Source organism: Vibrio sp. V04_P4A5T148 (assembly GCF_963875605.1).
GTDB lineage: Bacteria > Pseudomonadota > Gammaproteobacteria > Enterobacterales > Vibrionaceae > Vibrio > Vibrio anguillarum.
Map to the genome: position 1 here is coordinate 1 of NZ_CAWNMS010000081.1, position 12,041 is coordinate 12,041.

Below are 12,041 nucleotides of genomic sequence, written 5' to 3' on the forward strand. Positions count from 1 at the left end.
GTATTTGTCTTCCCTGACCTAAACACAGGTAATACAACTTACAAAGCAGTACAACGCTCAGCAGACCTTGTTTCTATCGGTCCAATGCTGCAAGGCATGCGTAAACCAGTAAACGATTTGTCTCGCGGTGCGTTGGTTGACGACATTGTTTACACAATCGCGTTGACGGCGATTCAAGCAAGCCAAGAAACAAAATAAAATTCTTAGCTTAACTTGCTGATTAAAAGGCTCTTATGTATCACATAAGAGCCTTTTTTATAGTACACATCCACCCTCGTTATAACCCAATAAAGCCGCGCTCATGGGGCGTATCAAGATCAAGATCCGGCCCCTTAGGTACCACTTGCGTTGGGTTAATGCCGATATGGCTGAAATAATAGTGGCGTTTGATGTGGTAAAAATCAGTCGTTTGTTTGATACCGTCGATTTGGTAAAGCTCTTTTAAGTAACCGCTTAAGTTCTCATAATCGGCGATACGCTGTTTATTGCATTTAAAATGCCCGACGTAAACAGCATCAAAACGGATAAGTGTAGTGAATAAACGCCAATCCGCCTCGGTGATCTGGTTACCGACCAAGTAACGATGCGTTGCTAGATGGTTGTTGACCTTATCTAACGCCGTAAAAAGTGCATCATAAGCATCGTCATAGGCCTCTTGCGTGGTCGCAAAGCCACATCGATAGACGCCATTATTAATATTAGGGTAAATATACGCATTCCATTCATCGATAGCTTTGCTGAGTGCTTGCGGATAGTAGTCGTGCTGGTTACCCGTTAACTCATTAAATGCACTGTTAAACATGCGAATAATCTCAGAAGATTCATTGCTAACAATGGTATTGGTCTTCTTATCCCACAGCACAGGTACAGTTACTCGCCCTGAATAATCTACCTTTGCTTTGGTGTAGATTTGATGGAGCTTGGTATAGCCGAAGAGAGGTTCAGGAATACCAAAAGACCAACCTTCACTCAGCATATCAGGGCAAACGACAGTAACATCAATGTGTTCGGTGAGTGATTTAAGCTGGCGAAAAATCAATGTACGGTGAGCCCAAGGGCATGCCAAAGAGACATACAAATGATAACGGCCCGATTCTGGTTGAAATCGTGCATCTGGCTGGCTGTCGACCCAGTGTCTGAATCCTGCGTCTTCGCGTACAAAATGCCCAGCGCTGCTTTTGGTGTCATACCAAACATCGTGCCAGACGCCTTCAACTAATTTTCCCATGATCTCCACTCCTCATTCCGATGACTTTTTTATTATAAGTAGGATAGAAAATGGTAAAACCGGAGGAAGTTGTCCTTGTTATTCAGAAATTTTGAACAGTGCTATTTACCCCGCTAAGCGCACAGATAAAAAAAGCGCGACCCAGAAATGCGTCGCGCTTAAGCCTGTCACAGGCTAAATTTAGAGCTCGACATGCAAACAAGACACAGCATGTTCATCACTACCTTTAATCTGCGGTTTTTGCTGTGCGCAAATTTCCGTCGCTTGAGGACAGCGGGTACGGAAAACACATCCAGAAGGCGGGTTGATTGGCGAGGGTAAATCCCCTTCTAGCATCTGAATTTTCTTAGCACGCTCCAGTTTTGGATCTGGAATTGGCACAGCCGACATCAAAGCTTTGGTGTAAGGGTGTGATGGATTCGCAAACAACGCCTCCGAGGTGCCAAGCTCGACCGCATTACCTAAATACATCACGAGTACACGATCAGAGATGTGTTTCACTACCGATAAATCATGGGCAATAAAAACCAAACTTAAACCAAGCTCATTTTGCAGCTCTTTGAGCAGGTTAACCACCTGCGCTTGGATTGAAACATCCAAAGCAGAAACTGGCTCATCACAGATGATCATTTTCGGTTTTAAAATGAGCGCACGGGCAATACCAATACGTTGACACTGACCACCAGAGAATTCATGGGGATAGCGGTTAATGACGTTCGGCAATAAACCGACTTTTGTCATCATCTCTTTTACACGATCCTTTACTTCTTGCTTCGAAAGTTCTGGATAAAAGGTTTGAAGTGGCTCTGCAATAATATCGCCAACCGACATTCTTGGGTTTAATGACGCCAGTGGGTCTTGGAAAATCATCTGAATTTGCTTACGGGTTTTGCGACGCTCAACCTCATGCATTTTCGTCAAATCATTTCCTAGCCACACCACTTCACCCTCGGTGGCTTCGACTAAACCAATGATCGCTCGCGCAAAAGTAGACTTTCCGCAACCTGATTCGCCTACTACGCCGAGAGTTTCACCCTCATATAGGCGCACATTAACGCCATCTACGGCTTTTAGGTTGGATGGTTTAGACCACGGCCACGCGGATTTAGAGGCAATATTGAAGTGAACTTTGAGGTTCTTTACATCCAGTAATAATGGTTTTTGTTCGCTCATTTAACCCAAGCCTCCCAATCAGAAAAACAGGCACGTTGGCGACCATCGGCAAATGGCAATAAAATAGGTGCTTCACGTTTACAGCGTTCTGTCACTCGGTGGCAGCGCTCTTGATAAGGGCAACCCGGTGGCAATCGTAGCAAGTTAGGTGGGTTTCCAGGAATCGTTGGTAATATTTCACCTTCCGTATCCAAACGAGGAATGGCTTTTAATAAACCTTCAGCGTAAGGGTGACTCGGGTTGTAGAAAATCTCATCCACAGAGCCATATTCCATCGTACGCCCTGCATACATTACCAATACTTTGTCACATGAACCCGCAACCACACCCAGATCATGGGTGATCATGATAATAGCGGTATTGAATTCGCTTTTGAGTTCATTCAACAAATCCATAATTTGGGCTTGCACCGTTACGTCCAATGCGGTGGTGGGTTCATCGGCAATCAGTAACTTAGGCCGACATAACAACGCCATTGCAATCATAACGCGTTGACGCATACCGCCAGAAAACTCATGCGGATACATGGTAATTCGCTTACGCGCTTCGGGGATTTTAACCGCCTCTAGCATACGTACCGACTCTTCAAACGCGGCCGACTTGCTCATTCCTTTGTGCAGCATCAGCACTTCCATCAACTGCTCGCTGACTTTCATATAGGGATTCAGTGACGTCATTGGATCTTGGAAGATCATCGCAATTTGTTCAGCGCGCACTTTATTCAAGGCTTTTTCTGGCAAATTGAGGATCTCTTTCCCTTCAAATTTTGCGCTACCCGTGATAATACCATTTTTGGCAAGTAGGCCCATAATAGCGAACACGGTTTGCGATTTACCAGAGCCAGACTCCCCTACGATACCGAGGGTTTCGCCTTGCTCCAGTGAAAAAGTTAAATCGTTGACAGCGGTAACAATACCATCTTGAGTGGTAAATTCGACCCGCAGATCTTTGACATCTAATAAGCTCATTATTGCTTCCTTAATCTTTTAATTATCGGTCTTTAGGATCAAGCGCATCGCGCAGACCATCACCGACATAGTTAAAGCAAAACAGGGTGACCACCATGAACGCGGCTGGGAAAGCAAGTTGCCAAATAGCGACTTCCATTGTTTGTGAACCTTCTTGTAGAAGTGCTCCCCAGCTTGTCATCGGCTCTTGAACACCAAGACCAAGGAAAGATAAAAATGACTCTGTCAAAATCATACTTGGGATCAACAGCGTCGAATAGACCGCTACAATACCCAACACGTTTGGCACAATATGACGTGTAATAATTTTCCAGTTGCTGACGCCACACACATGCGCCGCTTCAATAAACTCTTTGCTGCGTAGGCTCAAGGTTTGGCCACGCACAATTCGCGCCATATCAAGCCATGCAATTGCACCGATAGCGACGAAGATAAGCACGATATTGCGGCCAAAGAACGTGACCAACACAATAACAAGGAACATGAAAGGAACAGCGTATAGAATCTCCAAAATACGCATCATAATGCGGTCTACTTTACCGCCAATGAAGCCCGACGCCGCACCATAAAGTGTGCCGATCAGAACAGCAACCAACGCGCCCATTACGCCAACCATCAGCGAAATTCGCCCACCCACTAAGGTACGCACATACAAATCACGCCCAAGGCTATCGGTGCCGAACCAATGATCCGCATTGGGCCCAACGTGCATTGAATACCAGTCCGTATTGTCATAGGTATACGGGGCCATCATCGGTAGTACGATCACCGCAAGGGTCATCATCGTCAAAATACACAAACTGACCATTGCCGCTCTGTTACGCATAAAGCGAATTCGCGCATCTTGCCATAAGCTGCGGCCAGCTATTTCTAAGTTTTCAGAAAACTTCTCAACCGCGGCTAGGTTTTCTCTTTTCGTTAACATAACCATACGTCCCTGTTAGTAGCGAATTTTCGGGTCAATGACCGCAAGCAAAATATCAACAATGGCGTTGAAAAGAATAAATAGGAAACCAATTAAAATGGTTACACCCATCACCAATGAGTAATCGCGGTTAAATGCAGCGTTAACAAACAGCTTACCGATACCCGGTAGACCGAAAATCGTTTCAATCACCACAGACCCCGTAATAATACCGACAAACGCAGGCCCCATATACGACACAACAGGCAGTAAAGCTGGCTTCAAAGCATGGTTAACAACGATATAGGGATAACTCAACCCTTTCGCGCGTGCCGTGCGAATAAAGTTACTGTTGAGTGTTTCTATCATTGAGCCACGGGTGATACGGGCAAAGGTGGCAATATAGAGCATCGACATACCCAGCACTGGCAGTACTAAATATTGGAAACTTCCATCTAACCAACCACCAGCCGGGAATATTTTCCAATGCAAGGAGAAGAGATAAATTAAAGCTGGGGCGAGAACAAACGACGGCATCACCACGCCAATCATTGCCGTCGACATGATGGTGTAGTCAATCCAAGTGTTGTGTTTTAGTGCGGCAATCGTACCAATGGAAACACCCGCGATAACGGTAAAAATAAAAGCGATAAAGCCGACTTTTGCCGAGACAGGCAAGGCAACGGCGATCAATTCATTCACCGTATAATCTTGGTATTTGAATGATGGGCCAAAATCACCTTGCAAAATATTGGTCAAGTAGGTGAAGTATTGCTCAGACACGGGTTTGTCTAAGCCATATTTGGCTTCAATGTTGGCCATCACTTCCGGTGGTAAAGGACGTTCGCTTGAGAATGGGTTACCAGGAGCGAAACGCATGAGAAAGAAAGATACCGTGATCAACACCAACATGGTTGGTATCGCTTCTAATATCCTTTTTGCGATGAATTTAAGCATAAACTCACTCTTTCAGTCTGTGACAATGAAAATTAGAAAGACGCTGCATGTAAATTACTATCTGAAGATAGCTACATGCAGTGTCTAAGTCGTTATATTTTTATCAGCGTAAGTGGACTTACTTTGCTGTGATATAAAGATCTTTTGAGTAGATCTTCTCTTCCGCGTTATTCATCGGGAAGCCGCCTACATTAGGAGATAATAAACGAGATTTAACATACTGATAGATAGGGGCAATCGGCATATCTTTGGTTAATAGTTTTTCTGCATCCAGATATAGCTTAGTGCGCTCTTCTTCTGAGGTTGATTTTAACGCTTTATCAATAATTGCATCGTATTCAGCGCTTTGGTAGTGCAAACCACCCGTGGTGTTATTGCTCACCATTAAGGTTAGGAATGAAGACGCTTCATTATAGTCACCACACCAACCAGCACGTGCCACTTCAAAGTTACCTTGATCTTTAGAATCTAGATAGGTTTTCCACTCTTGGTTCTCTAATACGACATTAATACCGAGCGTTTTTTTCCACATAGAACCCAGTGCTACAGCGATTTTCTTGTGGTTTTCCGATGTATTGTAGAGGAGGCTGAATTTCAGAGGGTTGTCTTTATTAAAGCCCGCTTCAGCCAACAATTTTACCGCTTCTGCATCGCGCTCTTTTTGCGTCATCTTGCCATATGCTGGCATTTGAGGATTAAAGCCCGCCGTAATTTCAGGTGTTAAGAAATAAGCTGGTTTTTGGCCTTGACCTAAAATCGCATCACTCACAATGTTACGGTCGATAGCGTAAGAAATCGCTTTACGCACACGAACGTCGTCAAATGGTGCCTTTTTGGTATTGAACAGGTAGTAATAAGTACACAAGTTACCCTGAATCGATACTGATTCTGGATGCTCTTTCTTCAGACGCTTAAAATGCTCGGTGGGTAATTCATAAGAGATATCGATTTCACCTGATAAGAAACGGTTCATTTCTGATACTTGGTTTTCAATAGGCAGGAAGGTAACTTTGTTAATGACTGTTTTGTCATTGTCCCAGTATTGCTCGTTACGCTTTAGTACTAAACGCTCATTGACAACCCATTGATCAACAACGTAGGCACCGTTACCAACAAAATGCTCAGGCTTGGTCCATTGGTCACCAAACTTTTCTACGGTTGCTTTATGAACGGGTTTCACGGTTGTGTGGCCCATCATCATGACGAAATAAGGCACAGCATCTTCAAGTTCAACAACGAGTGTATGGTCATCTTTAGCTTTAACGCCAAGTTCACTTTTGTCTTTCGTTCCTGCGATAATCTCTTTGGCATTTTTCATCTTGGTATATTCCATATACCAAGAGTAAGGAGAAGCCGTTACAGGGTCGACGGCGCGCTGGAAGCTGAAAACAAAATCACCAGCCGTGACAGGATCACCATTTGACCATTTTGCATTTTTGCGCAAATGGAAAATGAATGTTTTGTTGTCTGCCGTTTCCCAGCTTTCTGCGACACCAGGAATGGTTTTACCATCCGCGTCTTGGTTCACAAGCCCTTCCAATAAGTCACGAATTACGTGCGACTCAGGAACACCTTGGGATTTGTGAGGATCGAGTGTGGCGACTTCAGTACCGTTACCACGAACGATTTCCTGAACTTTGGCCAATTTGGTGCCGGCTGGAACATCAGCCGCGATAGAAAAAGTAGAAGTGGCAGCCACTGCCATACCCGCCCCTAGAAGAAGGGCTTGGGTGATTTTATTTTTATACATGCATAAACTCCAAGTTTTTATTTTTGCATCCATGACTTCCTTGAGAGCTCTCTAGCATCGCTAGAACTTTAGATTTATTTAGCGCAAAAACTAAGCAGAAAAATCTAAAAACTCCTAAGGATAGCGGCACACATTAGCAACCATTGAAGTAATTTGCCATAAAATCGTAGCAAAAAAATGCATAATTCCATGGTTTACCTAATGGAATAGATAAATAGCCCAACAATTAACTCAAACTCAGTGAATTAAAGTTACCAAGCGCTATCTGGTCAGACCATAGTGCTAAATCATCTAGTGTTGAGTACATTTTCAGCACGTTTCACTGGAAAATCAGCCTTTTTTTAACATCTTAGTTACGTTAGATCTAACTTAAAGGGATAATCCTGCCATCTGAAAATAAAATCCGTGAAGAGTGTCACTAAAATCGATTAACAATAAATTAACAACGTGTTGATTGGTAATAATAAATAAACACTTTCACCGAAAAGTGTAATCTAATGCTTACGCAAATCGACATTCAGTTTACGCGATGCTCAAACTGGCACTAAGATGATCGAGCTCAATGTAACGAATCAGCTCCATGGCCGAACGAATGCCCAATTTACTTTGAATTCTCGCTTTGTAAGTACTGACTGTTTTCTGATTAATATCCAGTTGATTAGCTATCTGCTTATTGGTCAAACCTTGAATCAACAAATTTGCCACACTCAACTCTCTGCTGGATAGTCTTTCATTGAGTCGAAAACTAGGTTGAAAATTAACTGTTCGCCCAACCTCCCCCATTATGCTCTGAATGGTGTCAGTCAATGCAGCTGATTTCACAATGTGGCGCGCATGTGCAAGTTCTGCAGATATTGCTTCATGATATTCATTGAGAAAAATAAGTCTTCCCTTAAAATTCATCGATTCAATATGCTGATGCAACTGCAAACTAGCGTCTTTACTGCAGTAGCTATCCACAACCACTAAATTAAAAGGTAAATCACGCAATCTCTTTACAGCGCAAGCGAGATCACTGGCAACGACCACCTGCGTAACGCGCTTTTCTCTCATCAACATTTTTCTTAGGGCATTAGCGCTAGTCGAATTTTCTCCAACTAATAAGCAATACACACCATCTTCGATACTTTGGTGGCTTAGCTGCTTGCTGATATTTTTGCTATACAGTTCAGCGAGATCGCCAATCGGCATCGGCATCGCCGAATAATAACCTTGACAAGTATCCACGCCTAAATGACGTAAATATTGCCAAGTATCTTCGTCCTCCACACCTTCGACAACACAATGCAAGCCTAAGGATTGCGCTAGCAATAAGCACATGTTGGTGAGTTGCTGGTTTTTATAATTGGTGGAGAGATCGCGGACAAAGCTTTGATCTACTTTAAGTTCTGTAAAGGGTAATTTCGAGAGCTGACTTAGAGAGGCGTAGCCTGTGCCAAAATCATCAATGGATAAACCAACACCATGCATTCTTAAACGCGCAAGATTAGCCAGTGATGCTGTCGTACCGTTATAGACATGATCTTCCGTCAGCTCGAGCGTGAGTTTATCAGTGGGAAACGCGTATTTGTGACAGAGAGTAAGAATAGGGTCACAGATCAGCTGTTGTAAATTACTCTGGGAGATATTGATTGATAACTGGAGATCGGCTGACAAACTGCCTAAAGCCGATAATGCTTTATCCAAAACAATTAAAAACAGCTTATCCATCAAATTCAGCTCTTCAATAAGAGGCAGAAAATGCGCAGGGCTTAATACACCATGAACTGGGTGATCGAGTCGGACAAGTGCCTCGACTCCAACCATGGCACCCGTTTTAAAATCAAACTGAGGTTGATAGTAATTGAATAACCAATCTTCACTGAATGCTGTTTCTATCTCTTTGTACCCTAATGAGATAGGCGTAATGCTTGCGGCCTGTTGTTCACACTTCACATGAAACGCATGAATCACGGTTTCAAGTTGCTCAATAGAATAGGGTTTTCGTAAAACATCGACAAAATTAAAGCTCGCTAAACAGCACATGTTATAAGTAAGGTCTAACACGGCATCGTCAACAGCACTCAATATAATAATTCCGAGTGAAGGATGTTTATCCCCAAGCATCGACAAAAGCGTAACTCCGTCCATTTCCGGCATATGAATATCACAAAAAACCAGCGATATCTCTTTGCGCAAGCATAAAGCCAACGCTTGGTGTCCATTTGCTGCAATATCGACGTTATTCAACCCAAGCTGTCTGAGTTTCAGTTTCAAACTCGTGGCTTGAATTCGATCATCTTCGACAATCAAAATGTTCATTCGTCATCTACTCGTTGCTGTTTATCTAACCATTCTTGTGCTTGTGTAATCACGATTTTCATTTCCATTATCAGTCGTTGTTTTGCAGATACAACAGCTTGTGGTTCTAATTCGCGCTCCAAGCTAACCGCAAGATTCGCGAGATAATCCAGTTGAAGCGCTCCGGCAGAGCCTTTAACACGATGGGCTATCATTTTGTTATCAGAATCATGCTTTTCGAGTCTATCGACCTCGGCCGCTAAAGATTCTGCCACAACAGAAGCAATTTCACTTTTTTCACCCGGTAAAAAGCTCTCAAGCCAGCTTTTTGAGTCAGCATTTACTAAAGGATACATAGAAAGATAACCACTCAACATAGTATACAGCGACGCCAACGAGTAGGGCTTATACAGCACGTGTTCCATACCAGACTGGTAAGCCTTCTCTGCGATCAACCGTGAATCTTCCGCCGTACAACCGATAACCACCTTATATCTCTCTTGCGGAATATGATTTTTAACAAATCTTGCTAAAGCGAAACCATCCATTTTAGGCATATGGCAGTCCGTTAGTAGTAAATCAAACTGGCTGTCTTCGCTTTGTAAAAGATGGCATGCCTCTTCTCCATCACCAACGATGGTTGCTTGTACACCAAGTTCATGCAGCTGTTTTTTTAATAACAAACGGTTAATAGCGTCATCATCAACCACCAAAACATGCCCGCAAAGTTTCATTTTTTTCGGTTGAACCAGCACTTGCTCACTATCTTTTATCTTATCAATAAGCAGGTCAGGATAGAGATGTTTTTTGGTCATTATCGCGTCAAAATCGACCAAGGATACACCACCTTGACTTACCGAAACCTGCCAACACTTCAGCCACTCGATAATGCGTTCGTTAGTGCAACGGTAGTTACGTTGACTCAACGGTTCAGACAGCGGCTCACCACAAATGGGAAGCACTATCGTTACTTGAGTCCCCTCATTCAGCGTACTGGAAACCGTAATATGACCATCCATTAGATTGACTAAATTCGATACTATTGACATACCAAGCCCAGTACCGCCATATTGGCGAGTAATGGTTTTATCCGCTTGCATGAATGGCTTAAATAACGAATCCAAGTGCGCTTCATTCATTCCGCACCCCGTATCTTTTACGGCAAAGACTATCTGTTCTTCCGTCAATTCAACATGGATGGAAACCGTACCTGCCGTAGTGAATTTAACAGCATTGGCTAATACATTGGTAAGAACCTGATTTAAGCGTAATGCATCAAACTTTGCGTAAATAATAGCTGTCGGCACCCAATCAACAACGAACTCAACGCCTTTCAACTTAGCACTCGCTTCAAAGCTTCTAATGGTGGGACATAACTCTTCTAAAATATTATGCTGGCGTATATCTAATTGTAATTGCTGAGCTTCCATTTTTGAAAAATCTAAAATCTCATGGACATGGTGCTTAATTCTCTCGGCAGAACGAATTGCATTCGTCAATAACAAACTGCTCTCATCGTTTTTAATTCGAGTTGATAAAATCTCCATCAACCCTAGCATGGCCGCAATTGGCGTTCTAAGCTCATGACTCATTACAGCTAAAAAATGATTCCTCGCATCTACAGCTTCTAGTGCCTTATTATTAGAATCACGTAATGCCAATTCTGATAGCTTGAGTTCTGTGATATCACTGCAAACGGTCAAGTAATGAGTATCCCCACTCTTGGGATGCGCAATCGATTCATGATTAATGACATAATATTTCTCATCAATCTGATAGTGTTTATTCGACAGATCGACAGATCCGATGCCAGTACATATGAGGCAATTCACATCATCACTAATTAGAGAAGCCTTGCTACATTGCTTATATGAACGGTTAGATAACACTACTTTCCCATTCACATCTGAAATGAAGATCATGCTGGGTATTTTATCAAGCAAATCTGTCAGCCATTGCACTTGAACTTCTGAAAGTTTTGAACTGATTTGACTGTATTTTAAGGAACTTTTTAACTTGTAAAATATAATTATCCCAAATAATAATAAAAACAAAAAAATACACATTGCAATCAAAGAATAGATTGTAACTTGCTGCTTATCATAACCATAATTCACATTCACTTTCTTATGGAGTGATTTTAGTGCATTAATCTCAGACTCAGTTACCATAGTTAAAGATCGGCTGAGCATTTCAAACAATATCGACTCATCCTTTCGAAAGACCATACCGATATTAATAGAGTAACCTTCATTATCTATTTCTGGAAGTATCAAAAACTTATCACCAAGGTATGCCATTTGCTGATTTATAATATCTTGATTCATTAAGGCATGAGTTATCTTACCTGATTTTAAATCTAGAATAACCTTTTTAAGATCTCTATAAACTTTAACTTTTTTATTATCTTCATAGATTTTTAAGTGGCTATACAAGTAACCAGTACGATCTAATATCGCTAATTTTTTCTGTTGAAAAGGCTTTTTAGTGACCACATAACCAAATTGTAAATTAGTGTAAGGTGGGGTCGCTATAAAATCACGATTATCGATGTCATCGACATTTAATGAAGGCAATAAATCGACTTCATTATCGATAAGCATTTGTCTAATATCTCTACCATTGGCCGGCACATACTGAAATTTAAGAAAGCTTTTTGACTCAATGAGCTTGAGTAAATCATGGACATATCCCTTCACCTGATTATCACCCTCATCACAATAAGAGAGTGGATATATATCTTCTTCTATGGTGTATCTGACAATTTGATTGCTATTTTCT

9 protein-coding genes are annotated in these 12,041 nt (G+C 42.2%); 1 reads left to right on the top strand and 8 read right to left on the bottom strand.

Annotated elements, in window-relative coordinates; translation table 11 throughout:
• A partial coding sequence (locus AACT18_RS15915) for a phosphate acyltransferase (RefSeq protein ID WP_141138124.1) occupies positions 1-198 on the top strand: 198 nt, incomplete at its 5' end.
• 79 nt (positions 199-277) lie between these two features.
• Here AACT18_RS15915 and AACT18_RS15920 read toward each other — a convergent pair.
• The 8 genes from AACT18_RS15920 to AACT18_RS15955 all read right to left on the bottom strand — a co-directional run.
• On the bottom strand, positions 278-1,228 hold the full coding sequence (locus AACT18_RS15920; protein ID WP_026027188.1) for a glutathione S-transferase family protein: 951 nt from the start codon (positions 1,226-1,228) through the stop codon (positions 278-280).
• Positions 1,229-1,408: 180 nt separating this feature from the next.
• Complete coding sequence (oppF, locus tag AACT18_RS15925) at positions 1,409-2,401, bottom strand: murein tripeptide/oligopeptide ABC transporter ATP binding protein OppF (RefSeq protein WP_010319732.1); 993 nt, start codon at positions 2,399-2,401, stop codon at positions 1,409-1,411.
• A complete protein-coding gene (locus tag AACT18_RS15930; RefSeq protein WP_010319733.1) occupies positions 2,398-3,369 on the bottom strand; it encodes an ABC transporter ATP-binding protein in 972 nt (323 codons plus the stop codon). The genes oppF and AACT18_RS15930 overlap by 4 nt, the downstream gene beginning before the upstream one ends.
• 22 nt (positions 3,370-3,391) lie before the next feature.
• Positions 3,392-4,294: an oligopeptide ABC transporter permease OppC gene (gene oppC, locus AACT18_RS15935; protein ID WP_026028150.1), complete on the bottom strand. Its 903-nt coding sequence runs from the start codon at positions 4,292-4,294 to the stop codon at positions 3,392-3,394.
• A gap of 15 nt (positions 4,295-4,309) precedes the next feature.
• Positions 4,310-5,230: an oligopeptide ABC transporter permease OppB gene (gene oppB / locus AACT18_RS15940; protein ID WP_013856495.1), complete on the bottom strand. Its 921-nt coding sequence runs from the start codon at positions 5,228-5,230 to the stop codon at positions 4,310-4,312.
• 118 nt (positions 5,231-5,348) lie between these two features.
• The gene (locus AACT18_RS15945) at positions 5,349-6,980 is read right to left on the bottom strand and encodes an ABC transporter substrate-binding protein (protein WP_141138027.1); all 1,632 of its coding nucleotides are present in this window, start codon (positions 6,978-6,980) and stop codon (positions 5,349-5,351) included.
• A 522-nt stretch (positions 6,981-7,502) separates the two neighbouring features.
• Positions 7,503-9,281: an EAL domain-containing protein gene (locus AACT18_RS15950; protein ID WP_017048098.1), complete on the bottom strand. Its 1,779-nt coding sequence runs from the start codon at positions 9,279-9,281 to the stop codon at positions 7,503-7,505.
• A partial coding sequence (locus tag AACT18_RS15955; protein WP_094146648.1) for a hybrid sensor histidine kinase/response regulator occupies positions 9,278-12,041 on the bottom strand: 2,764 nt, incomplete at its 5' end. The genes AACT18_RS15955 and AACT18_RS15950, both read right to left, overlap by 4 nt.

What these genes read in the sequence shown, in the direction of transcription:
- AACT18_RS15920 (WP_026027188.1), bottom strand. Translation starts at nt 1,228, where the DNA reads ATGGGAAAATTAGTTGAAGGCGTCTGGCACGATGTTTGGTATGACACC.
- oppF (WP_010319732.1), bottom strand. Translation starts at nt 2,401, where the DNA reads ATGAGCGAACAAAAACCATTATTACTGGATGTAAAGAACCTCAAAGTT.
- AACT18_RS15930 (WP_010319733.1), bottom strand. Translation starts at nt 3,369, where the DNA reads ATGAGCTTATTAGATGTCAAAGATCTGCGGGTCGAATTTACCACTCAA.
- oppC (WP_026028150.1), bottom strand. Translation starts at nt 4,294, where the DNA reads ATGTTAACGAAAAGAGAAAACCTAGCCGCGGTTGAGAAGTTTTCTGAA.
- oppB (WP_013856495.1), bottom strand. Translation starts at nt 5,230, where the DNA reads ATGCTTAAATTCATCGCAAAAAGGATATTAGAAGCGATACCAACCATG.
- AACT18_RS15945 (WP_141138027.1), bottom strand. Translation starts at nt 6,980, where the DNA reads ATGTATAAAAATAAAATCACCCAAGCCCTTCTTCTAGGGGCGGGTATG.
- AACT18_RS15950 (WP_017048098.1), bottom strand. Translation starts at nt 9,281, where the DNA reads ATGAACATTTTGATTGTCGAAGATGATCGAATTCAAGCCACGAGTTTG.